The 17,922-nt window shown below is 62.7% G+C and carries 24 protein-coding genes and 1 tRNA gene; 11 read left to right on the top strand and 14 right to left on the bottom strand.

Annotation, left to right across the window (positions count from 1 at the left end; genetic code table 11):
- Window positions 1-30: 30 nt before the first annotated feature.
- A complete protein-coding gene (tnpB, locus tag HAP48_RS43435) occupies window positions 31-378 on the bottom strand; it encodes an IS66 family insertion sequence element accessory protein TnpB (protein ID WP_063676425.1) in 348 nt (115 codons plus the stop codon).
- The gene (gene tnpA, locus HAP48_RS43430; protein WP_166202956.1) at window positions 375-770 is read right to left on the bottom strand and encodes an IS66-like element accessory protein TnpA; all 396 of its coding nucleotides are present in this window, start codon (window positions 768-770) and stop codon (window positions 375-377) included. The genes tnpB and tnpA overlap by 4 nt, the downstream gene beginning before the upstream one ends.
- Before the next feature lie 266 nt (window positions 771-1,036).
- Here tnpA and HAP48_RS43425 point away from each other — a divergent pair, with 266 nt between their 5' ends.
- The 3 genes from HAP48_RS43425 to HAP48_RS43415 all read left to right on the top strand — a co-directional run bounded on the left by HAP48_RS43425 (window position 1,037) and on the right by HAP48_RS43415 (window position 2,914).
- Window positions 1,037-1,330 (top strand): hypothetical protein, encoded by a 294-nt coding sequence (locus tag HAP48_RS43425; RefSeq protein WP_166205853.1) that lies wholly within the window; start codon window positions 1,037-1,039, stop codon window positions 1,328-1,330.
- Window positions 1,331-1,571: 241 nt separating this feature from the next.
- Window positions 1,572-1,943 carry a hypothetical protein gene (locus HAP48_RS43420; protein ID WP_166205852.1) on the top strand — a complete coding sequence of 124 codons (372 nt, stop codon included), beginning with the start codon at window positions 1,572-1,574 and terminating at the stop codon, window positions 1,941-1,943.
- A gap of 194 nt (window positions 1,944-2,137) precedes the next feature.
- Complete coding sequence (locus HAP48_RS43415) at window positions 2,138-2,914, top strand: class I SAM-dependent methyltransferase (protein WP_166205851.1); 777 nt, start codon at window positions 2,138-2,140, stop codon at window positions 2,912-2,914.
- Window positions 2,915-2,921: 7 nt separating this feature from the next.
- Here the strand turns inward: HAP48_RS43415 and HAP48_RS43410 are convergent, their stop codons facing one another.
- Window positions 2,922-3,584 carry a hypothetical protein gene (locus HAP48_RS43410; protein WP_166205850.1) on the bottom strand — a complete coding sequence of 221 codons (663 nt, stop codon included), beginning with the start codon at window positions 3,582-3,584 and terminating at the stop codon, window positions 2,922-2,924.
- Window positions 3,585-3,597: 13 nt separating this feature from the next.
- Window positions 3,598-3,990 (bottom strand): winged helix-turn-helix transcriptional regulator, encoded by a 393-nt coding sequence (locus tag HAP48_RS43405; RefSeq protein ID WP_166205849.1) that lies wholly within the window; start codon window positions 3,988-3,990, stop codon window positions 3,598-3,600.
- Window positions 3,991-4,141: 151 nt separating this feature from the next.
- On the opposite strand from HAP48_RS43405, the gene HAP48_RS43400 reads away from it, so the two are divergent.
- The gene (locus tag HAP48_RS43400) at window positions 4,142-5,263 is read left to right on the top strand and encodes an L-dopachrome tautomerase-related protein (RefSeq protein ID WP_210292757.1); all 1,122 of its coding nucleotides are present in this window, start codon (window positions 4,142-4,144) and stop codon (window positions 5,261-5,263) included.
- A 62-nt stretch (window positions 5,264-5,325) separates the two neighbouring features.
- On the opposite strand, the gene HAP48_RS43395 is transcribed toward HAP48_RS43400, so the two are convergent.
- Window positions 5,326-6,471: an alkane 1-monooxygenase gene (locus HAP48_RS43395; RefSeq protein WP_166205848.1), complete on the bottom strand. Its 1,146-nt coding sequence runs from the start codon at window positions 6,469-6,471 to the stop codon at window positions 5,326-5,328.
- Between the two features lie 151 nt (window positions 6,472-6,622).
- Between HAP48_RS43395 and HAP48_RS43390 the strand changes: the two genes are divergently transcribed.
- The 4 genes from HAP48_RS43390 to HAP48_RS43375 all read left to right on the top strand — a co-directional run bounded on the left by HAP48_RS43390 (window position 6,623) and on the right by HAP48_RS43375 (window position 9,772).
- Entirely contained in the window at window positions 6,623-7,633 is a 1,011-nt protein-coding gene (locus HAP48_RS43390) for a helix-turn-helix domain-containing protein (protein WP_166205847.1), read from the top strand.
- Between the two features lie 187 nt (window positions 7,634-7,820).
- Window positions 7,821-8,639: a pentapeptide repeat-containing protein gene (locus HAP48_RS43385; RefSeq protein ID WP_166205846.1), complete on the top strand. Its 819-nt coding sequence runs from the start codon at window positions 7,821-7,823 to the stop codon at window positions 8,637-8,639.
- 120 nt (window positions 8,640-8,759) lie between these two features.
- Window positions 8,760-9,230, top strand: coding sequence for an aminoacyl-tRNA deacylase (locus tag HAP48_RS43380; protein ID WP_175612270.1), 471 nt, complete (start codon window positions 8,760-8,762; stop codon window positions 9,228-9,230).
- Between the two features lie 122 nt (window positions 9,231-9,352).
- Window positions 9,353-9,772 (top strand): CBS domain-containing protein, encoded by a 420-nt coding sequence (locus tag HAP48_RS43375; protein ID WP_166205845.1) that lies wholly within the window; start codon window positions 9,353-9,355, stop codon window positions 9,770-9,772.
- 705 nt (window positions 9,773-10,477) lie between these two features.
- Here the strand turns inward: HAP48_RS43375 and HAP48_RS43370 are convergent.
- The 8 genes from HAP48_RS43370 to HAP48_RS43335 form a co-directional block, all read right to left on the bottom strand.
- Entirely contained in the window at window positions 10,478-10,654 is a 177-nt protein-coding gene (locus HAP48_RS43370; RefSeq protein WP_166205844.1) for a hypothetical protein, read from the bottom strand.
- An 18-nt stretch (window positions 10,655-10,672) separates the two neighbouring features.
- Entirely contained in the window at window positions 10,673-10,867 is a 195-nt protein-coding gene (locus HAP48_RS43365; RefSeq protein ID WP_166205843.1) for a hypothetical protein, read from the bottom strand.
- Between the two features lie 279 nt (window positions 10,868-11,146).
- Complete coding sequence (locus HAP48_RS43360; protein WP_176399250.1) at window positions 11,147-11,521, bottom strand: MreC domain-containing protein; 375 nt, start codon at window positions 11,519-11,521, stop codon at window positions 11,147-11,149.
- A 230-nt stretch (window positions 11,522-11,751) separates the two neighbouring features.
- The gene (locus HAP48_RS43355) at window positions 11,752-11,931 is read right to left on the bottom strand and encodes a hypothetical protein (protein ID WP_166205841.1); all 180 of its coding nucleotides are present in this window, start codon (window positions 11,929-11,931) and stop codon (window positions 11,752-11,754) included.
- Window positions 11,932-12,105: 174 nt separating this feature from the next.
- Complete coding sequence (locus HAP48_RS43350; protein WP_166205840.1) at window positions 12,106-12,387, bottom strand: hypothetical protein; 282 nt, start codon at window positions 12,385-12,387, stop codon at window positions 12,106-12,108.
- A gap of 187 nt (window positions 12,388-12,574) precedes the next feature.
- The gene (locus tag HAP48_RS43345) at window positions 12,575-13,258 is read right to left on the bottom strand and encodes a hypothetical protein (protein WP_166205839.1); all 684 of its coding nucleotides are present in this window, start codon (window positions 13,256-13,258) and stop codon (window positions 12,575-12,577) included.
- Between the two features lie 274 nt (window positions 13,259-13,532).
- Window positions 13,533-13,609 (bottom strand) — tRNA-Arg (locus HAP48_RS43340).
- A 100-nt stretch (window positions 13,610-13,709) separates the two neighbouring features.
- On the bottom strand, window positions 13,710-13,985 hold the full coding sequence (locus HAP48_RS43335) for a hypothetical protein (RefSeq protein ID WP_166205838.1): 276 nt from the start codon (window positions 13,983-13,985) through the stop codon (window positions 13,710-13,712).
- A gap of 209 nt (window positions 13,986-14,194) precedes the next feature.
- Between HAP48_RS43335 and HAP48_RS43330 the strand changes: the two genes are divergently transcribed.
- The 3 genes from HAP48_RS43330 to HAP48_RS43325 all read left to right on the top strand — a co-directional run bounded on the left by HAP48_RS43330 (window position 14,195) and on the right by HAP48_RS43325 (window position 16,176).
- Window positions 14,195-14,641 (top strand): hypothetical protein, encoded by a 447-nt coding sequence (locus HAP48_RS43330; protein WP_166205837.1) that lies wholly within the window; start codon window positions 14,195-14,197, stop codon window positions 14,639-14,641.
- A 384-nt stretch (window positions 14,642-15,025) separates the two neighbouring features.
- Window positions 15,026-15,148 carry a hypothetical protein gene (locus tag HAP48_RS50300; protein WP_275949006.1) on the top strand — a complete coding sequence of 41 codons (123 nt, stop codon included), beginning with the start codon at window positions 15,026-15,028 and terminating at the stop codon, window positions 15,146-15,148.
- A 590-nt stretch (window positions 15,149-15,738) separates the two neighbouring features.
- Window positions 15,739-16,176 (top strand): hypothetical protein, encoded by a 438-nt coding sequence (locus tag HAP48_RS43325; RefSeq protein WP_225024748.1) that lies wholly within the window; start codon window positions 15,739-15,741, stop codon window positions 16,174-16,176.
- Window positions 16,177-16,653: 477 nt separating this feature from the next.
- Here the strand turns inward: HAP48_RS43325 and HAP48_RS43320 are convergent, their stop codons facing one another.
- On the bottom strand, window positions 16,654-17,478 hold the full coding sequence (locus HAP48_RS43320; RefSeq protein WP_166205835.1) for a YkgJ family cysteine cluster protein: 825 nt from the start codon (window positions 17,476-17,478) through the stop codon (window positions 16,654-16,656).
- Between the last annotated feature and the right edge of the window lie 444 nt (window positions 17,479-17,922).

The following is a 17,922-nucleotide window of genomic DNA, read 5'->3' as shown; positions in this document are numbered from 1 at the left end:
ATCGAGCAGCAGATTCAAACCGTAAAACGACTATCCGACCCGCGTCGGACGCTGGGTTTCTTGAGGGTTGCGCCAATCGATCCCGGACAACAGATAGCTCAACTGCGCCGGAGAGATCGTTACCGATTCACCAGCAACCGATGGCCAGATGAACCTGCCTCTCTCGAGTCTTTTGGTGAACAAGCAGGCGCCCTGGCCATCGTGCCAAATGACCTTCAATAGATCACCGCGTTTGCCCCGGAAGCAGAAAAGACCGCCGCCCATGGCGTCGCGCTTGAGCACTTCCTGCACGCGCAGAGCCAGGCTCGGAAAGCCGCACCGCATGTCGGTATGGCCCGTCGCCAGCCACACCCGCACGCCCGTCGGGATCGGGATCATCGGCGCGCCAGGCCCCGAGCAATTCGAACGACCGCCTCGATATCCGCACCGGGGCCGAAGACCACGCGCAGCCCCTGAGGGCTCACGATTTCGATCTGACCTGTCTCGACAGCTTCCGTCGTTGGCGGCGTACTTGCCGCAACTATCGCAGGGACGAATGTCGGGCCGATCGAATCCTCTTCGGCCGGATCATGACAGGTCCAAGCCTTGCGCCAGCTCAGCAGAAGCTGACGTGATATCCCATACCGGCGAGCCGTCGCCGACACCAGTCGTGGCCCCGAGAAGCTCTCCTCTACGATTCTGAGCTTCTCCGCACGCGTCCAGCGTCGCCGCCGACCGGTCTCCACCAAATCCATGCGGCTCAGCACCGCACTGTCCTTATGTCCGTCCATAAGGACAGTCAGCTACAGATCGGAAAAACTCGCAAGACGGCCGCCCTCGGACGGATACCGTAAGGGCGCGCATGCGCGCTGACCAGTTGTGCCTCCCGCAGCGACGGACATGGAACCCGCACGCCGGCGGTCAATGCGTCGCGCGCGCGGAACGTTTCGTCGCCTGATCGGTTCGAGACCTTGAAGCCTCCGGACGTGGGGCGCGGGCGGGGAGGAACCAGCCAAGGAAATCAGTCAAGGCCGGATCCAACAAGAAGGAGCAGCGGATGAAGCTTAATGCCACGCAAGTCAAACAGACCATGACGCAACTGAACGCCCAGGTGCTGCCGGATGATCATCCGGCGGTGGCGCAACTGAACAGCGTGTTCGGCGAGCACACATTCTTCGTCGATACCAGCGGACTCAAGGTGCTCGAACCGGCCCAGACCTCCGACACGCCGGGGCAGACGGGCGAGGTCGTGAGCCTCGCCGAGTGGAGCGATCCGGAGCTGACGTCGCTTCGGCCGCACGAGCCCGAGCCGACCGGCGTGCTCATCACGCTTGAACCCAGCAAGCACTGAAGCATTTTCGGCGAAGTGGGCACCGGTTCGCGTCAAGAAAATGCGACCAAACAAAGGGATCAGAGCAAGATCCGATCAATCGGATCATGCTCTGAGTGACATCTCGCCCGGCGCGGCGATGGGCGCTCTCGATGGTGACAGTCCCCAACGTCACCTCAAGAGGTGCCGAAAGTCACATGGCAAATCAGCGCCGCCTGCGTATGCATCTGCGTGAGGTGGGTATCCAGGCGGTGAGGGGCAGATGGGGATCGTGCGGCGCTGGAGCTCGGAAGAGGACGAGAAGCTCCGTGAGCTCGCCGGGGCCGGCAAGAATGCTCTCGAGATCAGCAACGAACTGACCCGCAGCGCGTCGGCGGTGCGCCGGCGCGCCGAGGTCCTGTCGGTTCTCATCATCGCCAAGGCGTTTCGCGCCCGCCCGTCGCATGTCGCCACCCATCTCGAGCGGGTCGCGATCGACGCGATCAAACATCGCCGGCCGTTTCCCGCAGGGGTCGGCCCGAGCACGCTAGCCGGAATGATCGACAAGGGCTGGATTATCCCGGAGGTGGGGCGGAGATATCGCGTCACCGACGCCGGAGTGGAGGCGGTGCGGCGCAAGATCCCGAGCAGTTGAAGGCGCTGCGGCAGCGCGCCCGGCGCGATCCGAATGTGGGCTGGCGGGTTTCCCGTAGATGCACGGCAGGTGAGGCGGAATATTTGCGCCCGAACGCAGATTCCGCGCCCGAGACGGACGCGCCCGCCGTTCAATCATCGGGGGCGCATCAGCTGCGGTCTCCTCTTGCCCTTCCGTCCGAGTTGATGGTGCCGATGCTCAACGTCCCGCAGGCTCAAGCCGATCGATATCAGCGTTTTGCCGATCTCTCCGATTCGGTCGGTGAGGCAGTCGATGCGATCGCCGGACTGAGCGCCGCAGAGCGCACTGACGTGGCATTCCTCGAGCGGGAGTTCATCCCCGCGCTCGGCCTCAACGACGAGTTGCTTCGCGAGCAGCCGCCGGAATTGTCGACGAGCTTCGGCAAGGGCCTGCACCTCTGGCAGTATCCGAGCCAGCTTGCGCCGTATCTGGCCTGGCTGGCGCGCAACGTGTCCGGCGTCTCATCGTATATGGAGATCGGCTGCCGCTGGGGCGGCATGTTCATCCTGGTTGCGGAGTGGCTCCGGAATAGCGGCGCCGACCTCAAGACCGTGATCGCGGTCGATCCGATCGATCCGACACCGTTCATCACGACCTATTTCGAGCTGCTCCGCGAGCGGGCGGAGATCGAGCCGGTCTACCTTCAGGCCTTCTCCACCGCGCCGGTCGTCAGTGCCTATGTCGATCGGGTGAAGCCGGAGTTCGTCTTTATCGACGGCGATCACAGCCTGCGCGGTGCGATGCTGGACCATCTGCTGGTCCGTGCCCATGCCAGGATCATCGTGCATCACGACGTCCACTCCCAGGCCTGTCCGGATACGACGCTGCTCTGGACAGCGCTCAAGGAGTTCGAGGCGCCGATCTTCGATACGTTCGAATTCACCAGCCAGTATCCGTCCGTCGGCGGTTCATTCCTCGGCATCGGCGCGATGAAACGGCGGTCGGCATAGACGGGGCTCACGGTGTTGGCGGCGTCTCGAAGGCGCGCCAGTTGATCGCTCGGAGGTCGCCGCGCTGATAGGGCTGCGGCACGCGCTGCCGGGCCGGCATCAATAGCTGCCGATGCAGCACCGGAAATTTCTGCGCCAGCGTTCCGTTGGTCGGCGGATCCTGCGTATCGGTCGCGGTCAGGCTCACCAGACGATAGCCCGATCCGAACGCCCGCTCGAATGCGCCGGGCTCGAGCTTCCGGATCGTGTTCGGATCCTCGATATCGCCAAAGGTCACGATCATCGGCGCCCTGTTCGGTTGAAAGCTGCCATCGGCCTGCATCGATTCCGGCAGGAGGCTTCCCGAGATCGGACTCTCGTCGAGCTGGTTGTTGATGGTGACGAACACATAGCGCCTGCCGCCAAGATCGGCGTAGGGGGCTTCGCCCCGCTCGGAGGTCGCGCTCTTCACCGCGGCCGGGTACCACCATGGTGCATGCGAGTGGACCATCTCGATCACGGACGCGCCGCGCGCCGTGCCGTTCGGTGTCGCCACCTCGATCGAAATCTTCTTGCGGATCGGCTTGGACGTCGACGATCCGCCGAACACCAAGAGATATCCGCCGCCGAGCACGAGTAGCCAGATCACCAGGCGCCGGACCGCCCAGTTGAGCAGGTTCGTCCGCGGCATGCGCTTCTCCGCTCTACCCGGCGCGTTGTGCCGAGGCTGACGCCCCGTTGAGCGCGCGCGGCGCAGCGCGTCGCTCCTCGAGATAGGCGTTGCCCCAGCTCCACAGCGAGCGGATCACGGGCTCGAGCGAACGCCCGCGCGCCGTCAGCGAATACTCGACGCGCGGCGGCACCTCCGGATAGATCTCGCGGTGGATCAGTCCAGCGGTTTCCAGCTCGCGAAGCTGCCGCGTCAGCATGCGCTGCGAAATCCGCGACAGCCGCCGCCCGAGCTCGTTGAAGCGGATGGTGTCGCCGAGCAGGTGATAGAGGATCACGGCCTTCCACTTGCCGTCGATCAGATCGAGCGTCGCCTCGACGGGGCAGCCGGCTGCACAATCATAGCTCTTCGCATCGCGCCCCTTCATGGTTCACTCCCTGATACTACCGGACATTCCTGTGCGTAATTGTCAGCGCCCAACTTAGCGCGCAACGTTGGTCCCGCAAAGCCGAACCTTGCCGAGCAGAGGCCGGTCCGGCGTGCAACGACACATGAATGACAACAGGGAGGGGACCCGCGTGAAGCGAGGGATTTTGTTGATCGCCGCGATGACGGCGAACGTATTGCTATCAGCTGCGCGTGCGGACGAGGCGGCGGTCCGTGCCGAGATCGTGGCGCGGTTGCCCGAGTCGGTCGGCAACATCGCCATCACGCCGGACAACCAGCTGATCTTCAGCCATCACCCGTTCTTCAGTCCGGAGATCAGGGTCGCGAAGCTGACGTCGCCGACGACGTTCCAGCCGTTTCCAAGCGCGGAGTGGAATACGCCGCGCAAGGGCACCGACCAGTATCTCGACAACGTGCTCGGGCTCCGCTCGGACGAGAACGGCGTGGTCTGGATCATCGACATGGGCTTCCGCACCAACATCACGCCAAAACTGGTCGGATGGAATACACGCAGCGACCGGCTCGAGCGCATCTATTACATGCCGGATCCCGTGACGCGGACGGGGTCGCAGCCGCAGGACATCGTGATCGACCAGAAGCATCGCAAATTCTACATCGCCGACGAGAATATCGGCCCGGGCGGCGACGGCTCGCATGCCGCGATCATCATCATCGACATGGACACCGGGCGCGCCAGGCGCGTGCTTGACGGAGACCGTTCCACGATCCCCGAGGACCTGCCGATCACGGTGGACGGCAAGGATCTCACGGTGTCGGCCAAGGACGGCAAGCCATCGATCATCAAGGTCGGTTGCGACGGCATCACCATGGATGTCAGGTCGGAATGGGTCTACTTCGCGCCGCTCAGCGGCCGCTCGATCTACCGCGTGCGGGTTGCCGATCTCAACGACGAGAAGCTGACGCCACCCGAGCTCAGCGCCAAGGTCGAGCGCTATTCAGACAAGCCGAACAATGGCGGGCTCTCGATCGACTATGCCGGCAATCTCTATCTCACCGCAGTCGAGAGCAAGTTGGTCGGCGTCATCGGCGCCGACCGCAAGTATAGCACCTATCTGAGCGATGCGGAGATGGTCTGGTCCGACGGCATCACGGCGTCCGCAGACGGCTACATGTACGTATCGGCGTCGCAGATCTCCGCGGCCGCGATGTTCCACGGCGGCAAGGGCGAGAACAAGGCTCCGTATCTGATCTATCGCTTCAAGCCGCTCGCGGCCGGCTACGTCTCGCGATGAGTGCGGGCGCAGCGTATTGACGCCGCCGCCCGGCCTGTTTGCAGGCCGGGCGGCAATTGCAATCACGAACTCGCCGGCCGGTCGCGCAGATTGAGCTTGCTCTTGTCGCCACCGGCCCAGGCCAGTGTCTTCGGGTCCATCACCCGGAACCAGAGCGGCGGGATCGCCGCCAGCCCGAACATGCCGGTGTAGCCGTTCGGCAGCCGCGGGATGTCGTCGAAATCGCGCAGCGACTGGTAGGGGCGCATCGGGTTGGCGTGGTGATCGGAATGACGTTGCAGATGGAACGTCATCAGGTTCGAGACGATGTGGTTGGTGTTCCAGGAGTGGCGCGGCTCGACCGCCTGGTAGCGGCCGTTCGGCAGTTTTTCGCGCAGCAGCCCGTAATGCTCGACATAATTGGCCTGGGTCAGCGCATACCAGCCGAGGAAATGATGCGCGACGATGAACGGCGCCACCTTCCAGCCGAACAGCGCGATCAGTATCGCCGCGACCACGAATGTCAGCGCAAAGCCCTGCAGGATCTCGTTGTTGACCGACCAGACCGGCTCGCCGCGCCTGGTCAGCCGCTCGGCCTCGTTGCGCCAGCCGCGCTTGAAGGCGCCGGGCAATTCGCGCAGCGCGAACGCATAGATCGATTCCCCGAACCGCGCGCTGGCGGGATCTTCGGGGGTCGCAACCCAGGTGTGGTGGCCGCGATTGTGCTCGACGCGGAAGTGGGCGTATCCCACCGCACAATTGGCGAGCGTGCCGAACAGGATGTTGAGCCTGTCCGGCTTGTGGCCGAGCTCGTGCCCGATCAGTAGTGCACCGCCATTGATGGTGCCGACACCGAGCAGCAACGCGACATAGGACCACCACGGCAGCTCCTGGGTGCCGAAGAAGGCGATCAGGGCGACGTAGTTCACCCAGGGAAACACCACGGTGAAGCGCGCCAGCCGCAGATAATACGGATCGGCCTCCATCGCAGCGACCACTTCCGCCGGCGGATTGTGGGTGTCCTCGCCGAACAGGACGTCGAGCAGCGGGATCAGGATGAAGATGAAGACGAAGGGGATCAGCGTCACCAGCGGATTGTGCGTCCGCAGGAACAGCCAGTAGGACAATAGCGGGATCAGCGGCGGGATGAACGATAGCATCCACAGATAGCGTTTGCCGTCCCGATAAAAGATCGGGTCGCCAGCATCATTCTTGCCTTCGAAGATCATCGCATTCCCTCCAGCATCTCGCGTCGCGTCGGCATTCGCCGTTGTTGCATCAAGAATGCCGCGAGGCGGGCCTGCGCCGCCAGTTCACAACAGGCCAATTTTGTGGCATTTTGCGCCAAACGTCAGACAGCCGGGGGAGGCCGGCGACACCATGCAGGGATCTGACACGGATGCCCTCCGCGCGCCGGTCACGGTGAGCTATGCGCGGGCGCTGGTCCGCGCCTTCGGCAAGACGCGCGGCGAGCGCGACGAGCTGCTGAAGGGCACGGGGATCCAACTCGAGGCGCTCGACCAGCCGGGCGCGCACATGCCGGTGGCGGCGCTGGTGGTGCTGGCTGCCAACATCACCCGCCGGCATGGCGAGCTTTGGCCGTTGTCGGCCGCGTCGGTCTGGTCGACATCGCTGCAGGGCGCGCTCGACGTCGCGACCCGGACGGCGCCGACCATCCAGGACGCGTTGAGCACCGGCGCCCGGTTCGGATCGACCCGCGCGCCCTTCATCCGCAACCGGCTGCGCCGCACCGCGCGCTCGATCCAGATTGAAATCTCTCCCGCGGTGGCGATGGATGACGCGCTGTGGCACGCCGTGGCGCTGGCGGTCAGCCTCAACGTGCACGCGGTGTACACGCAACTGCTCGAGGATGCGATCGGCCAGGCGACGCTGCAATTTCCCTGGGCTCCGCCCGCGGGCGCGGAGCGGCTCGTGCCGCACTATTCCTGCGCGGTGAAGTTCAACGCGGCCGCCTTCCTGTTCGACGTGCCGAAAGAGTTGTGCGCGCGGCCGTCGCCGTTTGCCGATCCGGAATTGCACGCCAAGGCGATCGAAGCCTTGGAGGCGATCGAGAAGCCGCGCTCGGACAGTGAGGCGCTGACGCGGATCGTGGAGAACCTGATCGCGTCGCGCCTGCCGCAGCGGCTCGGCGAGGAGGAAGCCGCGCGCCTCGTCGGCACCTCGCGGCGCACGCTGGTGCGGCGGCTGGCGGAAGGTGGCGGCGCCTTCCGCCCGCTGCTCGACGGCGTGCTGCGCGAGCGCGCGAGGGTGATGCTCGCGGCAGGCACCCAATCCCGCGACGAGATGGCGGCGGCGCTCGGCTACACCGATGCGACGAGTTTCAGCCGGGCGTGCCGGCGCTGGTTTGGGGAGAGGGGCGTGCGGGGCTAGCGGATCACGGCGTGCTGCGCGGTTCGCGTCAGCCCAATACATCTGGTTGGAGGCTGGCGCGCCTCGGCCGATGAAGAGGGGCAGTATTGCTTCAGCCGTGGCACAATGACGCGGCGGTCGCGGTCACGAGCATTGCCAGGATCATGATCCGGTTTCATACTCTGAAGGCCGGAAAGCGGAGACAGCGATGCTGTTTCGTCTCGCATTTGCTTTTGTAGCGATGGCGGCGCTGCTGGTTGCTCCGATTGACGCCGTCGCGCAGGACATGCTGCGCGATGTCGACCTCAACAGTCCCGACATGACGACGTCGGAAATGACGCGCGCCGATGTCGACAAGCTGCTCGAGGCGGCACGTCAACAGCCGGCGAACCGACGCACGGCAGATTTGGAGGGAAAGCGGCTGTCGCGCCTCGATCTCTCGGGGCTCGACTTCTCCGGCGGCAATCTTCGCCTCGTCAAACTCAACCGCGCCAGCCTGAAGGACGCGCGCCTCGACGGGGCCATCCTGAACCAGGCGTGGCTCATCGACGCAGATTTGACCGGGGCATCCCTCGTCAGGGCATCGCTGCTCGGCACCCAGATGCAACGCGCGAGGCTTGGCGGCGCCGATTTGAGCGGCGCTCGCATCACCGCCGATCTTTCCGGCGCCAGCCTGATCGGGGCCAAACTTGCGGGCGCTGATTTGAGCGCTGACATGCGCAACCAATCGATGGGCATGATGCGCGGCGTGCTCAATTCCGCGGATCTGCGGAATGCGGATCTGAGCGGCGCCAATCTCTCGCGCGCCGATCTCGAATTCGCGAAGCTGCAGAACGCCAATCTGGCGAATTGCAACCTCAGCCGCGCTAACCTCGTGGGAGCCGACTTGTCCGACGCCAATCTCGCCGGCGCCGATTTCACCGAGGCCGACCTTGCGTCGGCCCTCCTGCCGAGCGCGGCGGCGCTGGCCGAGAGCCGCAATCTGGACAAGGCCCGGAACTTGAACCTGGCGCGGCGCCCAAATTAGCAGGCGAATTGCAGTGCCCAGCAACTGGACTTATGCTCTGCGTTGAGAACCACGCTACCGCTCATCGTGCGGCGGGCAGGACCACGGTGGATGGTTGCATGTCGCACCGGAGGTGACGTCATGACCATTTCTCCCACACTGCATAAATATCTTGCTGCTGAAAACATCGCGTACGACGAAATCCCGCACGTGCTCACGATGTCGTCCACCCATAGCGCCCAGGCATGTCACGTCTCAGGCGATCGCTTGGCCAAGGCGATCGTGTTGCGTCGCGATGGCGGCTACATGCTTGCCGTGCTGCCGGCCTCACATCACCTCAGGCTTGAGGATCTGAGGGCGAGATTCGGCGACGATATCGCCTTGGCCGCTGAAAGCGAGATCGATCGTCTGTTCGCCGACTGCGCGCACGGGGCGGTTCCCGCCGCCGGCATCTGTTACGGGCTTGACGTGATCGTCGATGACAGCATCGAGATGCAGCCCGACGTCTACATTGAAGCCGGCGATCATGAGACGCTGCTGCATCTCGGTCGTGAGCAATTCGCACGCCTGACCGCCAACGCACTGCGCGGCCGCATCAGCGCGCACGACTGACGCGCTCGATGGCGGGACCATCTGTCGGTGCGCCCGATGAGGGCGCAGCACACATGCGGCCACGTCCGATCTGCTGTATAGTTGCAGGCGAGGGGGCTGCTGCCTTGCAAGGGAGGTCCTCCATGAAGGTCAAGGACGTGATGCACAAGGGCGTCGATTGGGTGAGCCCCGACACCCCGATCGCCGAAATCGCAAAATTGATGCAAGGGCACGACGTCGGCTGTATTCCGATTGGACGAGACGATCGCCTGATCGGGATGGTGACGGATCGCGATATCGTCTGCAAAGGTGTTACGAGCAAGGACTTCAACCCGGCGCGTGCCACCGCGCGGGATGTGATGACCGAAGGCATCCACTGCTGCCGGGAAGACGACGATCTGGCAAAGGCGGTGCATCATATGGAGACCCTGAAGGTCCGCCGGCTGCCCGTCATCAACAAGAGCAAACGGATGGTCGGCATGATCAGCCTGGGCGATGTCGGCCACTTCGCCGGTGCCGATCTCGTGTCCCAGTGCATGAAGAGCGTGTCGGCTCATCATTGAGGCGAGGCCGGTCTGCCGGACGCGACCGGCAGATCGGCCGGCACCGTGGTCGCACGACAGAACGTCACGATGAATCTATAGCGTGCTCAATACTTCCGGTTGCTGCGGGAGACGCCGATCCCTGTTGCACCGACGCATCAACTGTCGAGCGATACATTCATGCCGATGGAATTTCTTTTGACTGATCGCGGACGGCCCGTTTTGCTGTGCCCATTATGTTTGACGCAGCGATTTCCATACTTTTTATTGTGAGTGTTGGTATCCTCCTCGCTCACGCGATCGATGCGTTCAGATCGTGACATCAGCAGCGTGCTGCGTGAGTAAGCGGACTATCAACCAAGAGACGCCTTTGGCGAAATCAACCAGTTCGCCCCATTCCAGACAGGTATCAACCCAGCCGACCTTGCCGCACGCGGCCAATCGCATGGACGGGTACTTGCCGTTCAAAACCTTTGCACGAACCGGGACGTTCTGACGGCGCGGTGTCTGTTGATGCCCAAGTATCGAGAGGACGCGCTGGCGGTGCTGCGATCAGCCGAGGAGCTTGTGACCGGCTTCCCGTTTGAGGCCTGTCCCTCGAGGCAGGGTGTCTCAAGAAAAGACGCCGCCGGTTTCAAAAATACACGCCCGGCGGCGTTTCCTTCCTGAACTGGGACACTGAAATCCCCAGCACGGTCTCCATTGCACCGCCCATGCCAGAGCGGTTCAGGCTGGCGGGACCTGACGGCAGGTCGTGAGGACGAACCCGGCCTTGCTGCATTGCCACTCGCTGCCGAGCGCAGCGCTCGATACCGGGTGAGGAGCGGCCATCGCCAGCAACATGACAGCCGCACCGGCCAGCAGACTTACGACCACCAGCATGCGTACCTTGTGATTCCACATCGTCGTCGCTCCCTTGGGTCAGTGGGCCAGAAGCTCTGTGCCGGACTGCGTTGCAATCGCGTGCTTGCTGTCGGTCGCCCTCTGTTGGCGAGCGAGACCGAGGTTCTGGATGTACTGCCGTATCCAAAGACCTAGGTCGGCAGAACGCCTGATCTGTGCGGTACGCAAAACCTGGTCGAGATCCTGGAATTTGATGCCGTTGTCTTGCTGCATGGCTTTACCCCGGAAATGTTCAGGTGATGAAAAACACTGGGGATGCTGAGCGCCGTTTGTTTCGGCCTCGCTTCGAGGGGCTGGAAATGAAGTTTCGTTCACGCGGAGGTTATTAGGCGGGTGGGCCAAGGGCCAAGCCAAGGGAGGCCAAGGCACTCGCCCCCGTGGTTCACTGGCGCGCTCGGAAAGATCAGAATCTTGCCGATAAGATATTGATAGGATGGGTATTTTTATTCTGTTCGGCGCCAGGCATGGGAGTGATGTCGAGATGCGGCCGTGTCATCGCCGCCTACCGCCCATTCTGGGCGCGACACCTATCCTCCCGTGGCCTCGATGGCGATAAGCGAAAAGCCCGCTGCCGTATGTCGGGTCCAGTGTCGGACCAGTTGCATAGGCGAGAGCGGCTTGGTCGCGCTCGAACCTCAGTCGCTCTTTCTCTGCCTCGATTTGCCGCATCTCGATCGCGCGCTGTTTATCAAGCTGCATTCTTTTAAAGGCGCGCTCATTTCGTGCGCGCAGATCGGCGTCGTCGAGGACCTCACCGCCGGGCCCGTAGATGTGCTCGATGTCACCCGTGATGACCCGCACCTGCTGAGCTCGCGATGGCGACGTGACAGCCAGACAGGTAGCGATGAGGATTGCTGCTCGGAACACGCTAAATCTCCCAAGCGTGGTGGTGTGCGAACCTGTTGTAAGTCCCGACAGGTACCGGCTTGGCGTCGTTTCAGCATGACAGCATTCACGACGTCTCACGTTCGCGTTCAGCGAGCGGAAGCACGCTCGTGACGAGCATCGTTGCCGTGACTTGAACCGTTCACAACCGCCGGGCCGGACTTGAAAATGCTGGCGTCCACCGGAGGCCGGAAATGAGCTCTCTGCTGCGGCTACGCAGCTTGGTTGACGCTCGCGATCACGGTCCGCATATCGGTCGCCAGGTCGCGATAGCGCGCACCCAACCGCAGATATAGTTCGCGGCTGCTCCCATCCTGCACACGGCTAGCGATCATTTCGCACTCGGCGGCAAGAACCTCAAATCGTTCCAGCTTTGCATGGAGAGCAGACATGGGGCGCGTCCCTGACTGATACTGAGGGACCTGCGACGCTACTCCTCTGATTGCGTCTGATTAAGCATTATTATCGGGTAGAACTAAAATTCTTGCCGCGCCGCCATTTCGGTCATTGTCGCTGTCGCTCTTTCGGGCACTGCTGACGAAAGGGGCACATGGCGGGGGGCCGGCTCATGGAAATGGTTTCATGCCTGCGCCGAGTTCTCTTTCTGAGAGACGCCTTTCAAGCGTGGCAATGGTTCCCTTGAGATTATCGTGCCGCTCGTTCAGCGACCTCGCCAAAATCGGATACCTTCTGTCCGATCGGTCGAAAATCCCCGCACGCTCTTCCTCGGCCGTGATGTCGTCCTGGATCGTCTGACAGGCGAGGATCAGATCGGCCAGTATTTTGCTGATCGTCAACTTTCGTGGAGTGCTTTCGCGGGCTGTGTCAAAACGAGGGTGCATGTTCATCTTGGTGCTCCGAATGTTTGAGTTCGGCACACCGGGAATGGTTGGCGCCGAACTATTCACGCATGCATCGCAAGTTGCTTGCCAGTGTCGGGCCCGTAAGAACACGGTCGGAGCGGGCCCGGCGTCGGCGGATAGCTCCGGATCTTTACGGTGGAGAACACCGGACTGGCTGCTTGCGCCGGCAGAACTATTCTCGGCGCCATGTTGGAATGCAGGCGCCTAGCGTGGCGCGCTTGTAGTCTCGAGCTGCAGTCTGATCTCCAGCTGTCTCGGCAAACCTGACCGCGGCCTCCAGGTCTTGAGCCGCAGACGCGCTGTCGCAGAACAGGCTGCGAATTTCAGCCCGGTATCGATATGTCCTGTAGTTCATCGGGTTGTACTGAAGCGCCAGGTTGTAATTGTTCTGCTCCTCAGCGGCGACCCGGCGCGCTTCGTCAGACTGACGGTCGGAGCTGGTCAGGCGATTGAGCGCCTGGAGTGTCCCGAGCTCCGTGTAACGCAGCGACATCGCGCCAAAGGTCACTGGGAGCGCTTCGCCCGACGAGGCGAGTTGCTTCACCGGGGCAAGCGCGCGCTCGATTTCAATCTTCTTGTATTTGATGGCGTTGTTGTAGTCCCGCAGGCTTTGGAACGCGCTCGATATTTCGCTATTGATCGGAGCGACATAAGCGGCCGGGAGCCGTCGATCCCCGAGCAAGTTGAGGCATGCGCGTATCTTTGCCTGCGGAGGCAGGACATCGCGACATTCCTTGTCAACCACACGCCACTCGTCCCGTGAATGCGCCGTCGGCCGCGTCTGCGCAGCGGAAGGCAGCACACTAACCAGTGCAAAGAAGATCGCTGAGTTGCGACCGCGACTTAGGCCGTCCATTTTACCTCCTCGCCGTTAGCCCGATCTCGACCCGCCGCCGGATAGAATCGAAGCGGGTAGGAGCGTCGTCCTGGGCGTTGTCGCCGCGCTCACCGGGCACAGCCAGAGGACGTCGAGCGCATCTTGCAGGCGCACGATCTCGGCGGCAAATTCGAGTTGGCAGAGCAGGCCATGGTGGAGCTTGAGCAGCAGGTTAGCGGAACGTAAATTGCCAACCGGTCCGCAAACCGACAAGTCCGTCCGGTTCTGTCTCAAGCCATTTGATGGATTTTATTGGCGCGCTCGGAGAGATTCGAACTCCCGACCCTCGGAATCGAAATCCGATGCTCTATCCAGCTGAGCTACGAGCGCGTTGCGGGTCGATTATCAGACTTGGGCGGTGAGGGCCAGCAGCCCTGCGCGGCCGCCAGGCGGTGTCCGCGCGTCCGGCCGGCCGTGTTCCGCAAAGCCGTCAGAAGCAGGGATGGCGGCGGCGATCCTGGCCGATATAGGCGGCCGAGCTCTGGTAGCACTTGTTGCGCGAGGGGCCGTCGTAATAGGCGAAAGTGCCCGCGGCCGCGCCCGGGCCGTAATTGTGCAGATAGCTGATGGGGTAGGGCAGGCCCCAATGGGCGTCGTGGTGGTGATGCCGGTGGTGGCGCGGGTGGGCCGAGGCCGCCTGGGTGAGGGCCAGGACGGCCAGGGAAACAGTCACGGTGAGGGCGGCGAAAAGCTTGGTCTTGGTCATGGGCTGCCTCCGGGCATTCACGCTGGCGGCATTTCGGGCCGATCCGAAGCCCATTTAACCCGGAATCGGGCGAAAAGCTGCGGGAAATCAGTCACAGCGCGCCAAATTTTGCCTTTTTGCGGATGCTTAACCGATTGCCAACACAGTCCGGCCAGAGTCTTGCGGTCAGGTCCGCCCGGATCTGGCATTCCCTCGGTCTCGAACGTTCCATGCGCATCACGCTCCTTGCCGCCTTGCTGCTCCCGGTTCTGGCTGCGACGCCCGCGCGGGCCGTGCTGCACATCACGCGCGACCATGGCGGCTATGTCGAGGAGTACAAGGCCAAGTACAAGCAGATCCGCGACCGCCGCGAGCGCGTCGTCATCGACGGCATCTGCAACTCGGCCTGCACGCTGGTGTTCGGCATCGTGCCGCTGAACAAGATCTGCGTCACGCCGAAGGCCAGCATCGGCTTCCACCAGGCCTATTACGACAAGGCCTTCACCTTCGGCATCAAGGTCACCAGCCTCGAGGGCACCTCCGACCTGATGTCCTACTACCCCGACACGGTGAAGAACTGGATCCGCCGCAATGGCGGGCTCACCACCGAGATGAAGAAGATCAAGAACGGGGTCGATCTCTGGAACATCGTCGATCCCTGTCCGGAAGAGTGGTAGGCGCGGGCGCGCTAGCTCCGACCGCAAAAGCGTTTGACGTAAAATCGGCATTGCTGCTTCAACTCGTCATGCCCGGCCTTGTGCCGGGCATCCACGTCTTTCCCTCCGGCGGAGCAGGAGACGTGGATGGCCGGGGACATAGGCGAGCGGAAGCGACGCCGTCCTTCAGACGGCTGGGCCCGGCCATGACGAGAGGGGCTCAGGTCTTCGGCCTGACGTCGCCGTCCGACAGCAGCGGCACTGACGCCCTCGACTTGCCGGGCACAGCTTCGGCGATGCGGCCGTTCGCTCATGATCCGTTCATCCTCGTGATGCGATTGTGCTCAATGAGCGAGCCCGAGCGCCGGAGCGGCGAAGCTCGGCTCGCACGCACAGGAGGTTGTGATGGCAACCAGATCCAATCTTTCGAAGGCTGAACTCGCTCGCAGCGTTGCCGGCGCCGCGTCGGCGCTGGTGCTGAGCGGACTGGCGCTGTTCGTGGCCGCCCATCATCTCAGCGGCGGCTAAAGCATGATCCGGAAACGTGCGAAGCGGTTTTCCCGCGCGACAAGCGCGGAGCGTTTGCGCGGAGATCATGCTCAAACAAGGAGCCAAAGCGCGATGACGATTCAACCCGATCTCATCGCGCTTTAGGGCGCGCCGGCGCGGGCGCCGCATGGTCTCGTGTGACGATCAATTACGACAGCCAAAACACCCCGATCAACAGACCGGCTGCAAATGCCCAAAGCCCCAGTGTGCAGGCCGAGATGACCCGCACAAAATTCCGCAAGTCGACATCTTGCATTGAATCGCGGGATCGATCGGTCAATTGCAGGCACCCCCCTGCGGTGGCCGCCTTGGCATGCCATCCTGGCATCTCCGCAGAATAGCCTGTTCCCGATCGATGCCCAAATGAAGGCAGGGAACATCACGCAGGATCACGCATTTGCGAGGCCCGCCGGCCCGGCCGGGCATGCCGGGATGCCCGTTCCAGGCCGTATCTCCAGGGAATTCGGGCCGTCTCGAGACGGTGCCGGGGGCAGGCAGCGTCTTGGCGGCCGAGTCCTTCGGCCTCACGCCGGTGTTGCCCTTCGGCTGCCTCGGTAGAAGCCCAGCCATTGTCCGCGATCAAGGCGCGCGCTAGAGGAGGGGCCCGGCAAGCGAGGGCCCGAGAGAACGTGTCGTTCAGGATATCTGCCACCACGCGCATCGTGATCGGATCGACGCTTTTTGCCCTGGCGTCGAGCGCGTTGCTTTATCTGTTGCCTGCGAGCCCGGTCGATCGAACGCTCCGCGGCACCTTCCGTTTTTTGCAGGGCCATGCCTACCTGATCCCCGTCAAGTATTTCAGCGGCGAGCTCAACGCTGCGCGACTGTATGAGGATGATCGACCTCTCGGCCCGGCCAATAGCGACCGCCGGGAGATCGAGACCAAGGGCGCTGGCCGGTTCGAACTGCACCGGGACACAACAAATTGGTTCGGCCCGGTCCTGGTGTTCTCGACAAGCGACAATACCGACCCGAACAAGAACGGAAGAAAATATCGCCTCGAGTGATGACGGCGTTTTCCCTCGCGACAAACGCGGGACGCGTTTGCGCGGAGATCATGCTTAGGCAAGGAACTAAAGCGCGATGACGATTCGACCCAATCTCATCGCGCTTTAGGGAGCGATCCAGATGCCAAGCGCGATGATCGCGATGGAGATCGCGATCACCAGCATGTCCGTCGTGAGCCAATCGGGCATTCCGGTTGATGGCTTGTCGCCCATGTCAGCGACTCCTCTGTTCGCGTCGAGCCCGCATCTTGGAATGCCTGCCTGCGAACGCAGGTGAAGCAGTTCACACAGAAAACGGGAAAGGTGACAACTCGAATTTCGATCACCCGCGCGTTGAAGTTGCGATGCGCGATGCGGATGTCATCTGGGTTTCTGAACATGTTCTGCAGGCAAGGTCGGCGAGCGCAAGTTGATCAAGATGCAGTTTGCCGAGCATGCCATCGGCCTAGCCGCTCGCACCCTTGGCCGTCGGCGGCCCTAATCTCGTGCCGCGCGGAGCTGCTTTGAGTTTTCCAGCAGAGCGGGCCGGTAGGGCGGGGTGGGCTCGTCATCCTCAGGGATCGCGCAATAGCCGAACTCCTGCTGGATGCGCTGGATCTCCATGACGCGATCGTTCAGCCGCCGCAGATTCTCGAGGGATTTGGCCTTCCAGTAGTGGAAGGTATCGTGTGTGATCGGCACGAAGGCGGTCCCGAACAGCGTTGGATCGGGGACGATGGTCCGTCCGAGCAGCAGATACCTGTCGTCGCCGACGATGACGAGCGTGGCATAGGGGCGTCCTTCGCTCACCCTGAGGCCCTTCAGCGACAATTCGCAGAGCTTGCTGAAGTAAGGTTCCTCTCGCCAGCGGTCGGGAGCATCGATATCGACCTGCACGTTCAGTGTGTCGAGTCCGAAATGCGCCACCATGCCTGCGGTCGCAGGAAACCAGTCGTCGTCGAGGTGGCCTTGCAGCCAGCCGCAGCTGAATGAGCGGCACTGCCGCGGACGCCGGTCGTAGATATCGCATCCGCCGCCCGACAGGATGTGATTGCAGACGGTGTTTACCGGTTTGCCGAGATCGGTCACTTCAAGCACCTTGCAGCAGGCGGTGCATGAACCGCATTGCCGAACCGGCGGCGCCACCGGAAAACCGAGGGCCCATGAGCCCTGACTTTCACGGAACAGCAGTTTCTGCTTCTCCAGCGCGCCCAACGCACGCTCGACCTTGAGGCGGGACAATCCGGTCACGCCGATAATACCTTTTGTCGTCGTCGCGCCGCTCTCGACCGCCCGAACAACGACCAATGCCACCTGGTCCATTTTTCTTTTTCTTGTCCGGCTCGTGGCCGGCTCTTCTTATGTAGTGTTCTTGGCCGCCGGTAATCGGCAACGGCAGATCCCGGTGTCATCCGGAAGGCGCCGCGACCGACGCTGTGAAAATTGTTCTGGACCGTATTCGCGAGGGCGGCGCGCCGCATCCGACAAACCTGCATGGCATCGTTGAGGACACATCGTCGTGATTGCATCGCATGCTGCGCTGAAGCGGGCCGGTAGCGAACGTTGTTCGGCACGACAAGGCGACCCGACCGGCAACTCTGCAAAATGCGGATGTGTGGCTCGCCGGCCGTGCAACACATCCGCTGTCGTCCCTGCGAAAGCGGGGACCCATAACCACAAATGGTCATCGTTGAGCGATGCCGGAACGACGAGTCCCGTCCACTACATCTGCTGCGGCGTATGGGTCCCTGCTTTCGCAGGGACGAC

This window comes from Bradyrhizobium septentrionale, from assembly GCF_011516645.4.
In the GTDB taxonomy this organism is placed as follows: Bacteria; Pseudomonadota; Alphaproteobacteria; order Rhizobiales; family Xanthobacteraceae; genus Bradyrhizobium; species Bradyrhizobium septentrionale.
The sequence above is the reverse complement of the archived record's forward strand: the minus strand, read 5'-3'. Positions and strand labels throughout refer to the sequence as shown.

Excerpts from the sequence above, each read along its gene's own strand:
- tnpB (WP_063676425.1), bottom strand. The coding sequence starts at position 378 with ATGATCCCGATCCCGACGGGCGTGCGGGTGTGGCTGGCGACGGGCCAT.
- tnpA (WP_166202956.1), bottom strand. The coding sequence starts at position 770 with ATGGACGGACATAAGGACAGTGCGGTGCTGAGCCGCATGGATTTGGTG.
- HAP48_RS43425 (WP_166205853.1), top strand. The coding sequence starts at position 1,037 with ATGAAGCTTAATGCCACGCAAGTCAAACAGACCATGACGCAACTGAAC.
- HAP48_RS43420 (WP_166205852.1), top strand. The coding sequence starts at position 1,572 with ATGGGGATCGTGCGGCGCTGGAGCTCGGAAGAGGACGAGAAGCTCCGT.
- HAP48_RS43415 (WP_166205851.1), top strand. The coding sequence starts at position 2,138 with ATGCTCAACGTCCCGCAGGCTCAAGCCGATCGATATCAGCGTTTTGCC.
- HAP48_RS43410 (WP_166205850.1), bottom strand. The coding sequence starts at position 3,584 with ATGCCGCGGACGAACCTGCTCAACTGGGCGGTCCGGCGCCTGGTGATC.
- HAP48_RS43405 (WP_166205849.1), bottom strand. The coding sequence starts at position 3,990 with ATGAAGGGGCGCGATGCGAAGAGCTATGATTGTGCAGCCGGCTGCCCC.
- HAP48_RS43395 (WP_166205848.1), bottom strand. The coding sequence starts at position 6,471 with ATGATCTTCGAAGGCAAGAATGATGCTGGCGACCCGATCTTTTATCGG.
- HAP48_RS43390 (WP_166205847.1), top strand. The coding sequence starts at position 6,623 with ATGCAGGGATCTGACACGGATGCCCTCCGCGCGCCGGTCACGGTGAGC.
- HAP48_RS43385 (WP_166205846.1), top strand. The coding sequence starts at position 7,821 with ATGCTGTTTCGTCTCGCATTTGCTTTTGTAGCGATGGCGGCGCTGCTG.
- HAP48_RS43380 (WP_175612270.1), top strand. The coding sequence starts at position 8,760 with ATGACCATTTCTCCCACACTGCATAAATATCTTGCTGCTGAAAACATC.
- HAP48_RS43375 (WP_166205845.1), top strand. The coding sequence starts at position 9,353 with ATGAAGGTCAAGGACGTGATGCACAAGGGCGTCGATTGGGTGAGCCCC.
- HAP48_RS43370 (WP_166205844.1), bottom strand. The coding sequence starts at position 10,654 with ATGTGGAATCACAAGGTACGCATGCTGGTGGTCGTAAGTCTGCTGGCC.
- HAP48_RS43365 (WP_166205843.1), bottom strand. The coding sequence starts at position 10,867 with ATGCAGCAAGACAACGGCATCAAATTCCAGGATCTCGACCAGGTTTTG.
- HAP48_RS43355 (WP_166205841.1), bottom strand. The coding sequence starts at position 11,931 with ATGTCTGCTCTCCATGCAAAGCTGGAACGATTTGAGGTTCTTGCCGCC.
- HAP48_RS43350 (WP_166205840.1), bottom strand. The coding sequence starts at position 12,387 with ATGAACATGCACCCTCGTTTTGACACAGCCCGCGAAAGCACTCCACGA.
- HAP48_RS43345 (WP_166205839.1), bottom strand. The coding sequence starts at position 13,258 with ATGGACGGCCTAAGTCGCGGTCGCAACTCAGCGATCTTCTTTGCACTG.
- HAP48_RS43335 (WP_166205838.1), bottom strand. The coding sequence starts at position 13,985 with ATGACCAAGACCAAGCTTTTCGCCGCCCTCACCGTGACTGTTTCCCTG.
- HAP48_RS43330 (WP_166205837.1), top strand. The coding sequence starts at position 14,195 with ATGCGCATCACGCTCCTTGCCGCCTTGCTGCTCCCGGTTCTGGCTGCG.
- HAP48_RS50300 (WP_275949006.1), top strand. The coding sequence starts at position 15,026 with ATGGCAACCAGATCCAATCTTTCGAAGGCTGAACTCGCTCGCAGCGTT.
- HAP48_RS43320 (WP_166205835.1), bottom strand. The coding sequence starts at position 17,478 with ATGGACCAGGTGGCATTGGTCGTTGTTCGGGCGGTCGAGAGCGGCGCG.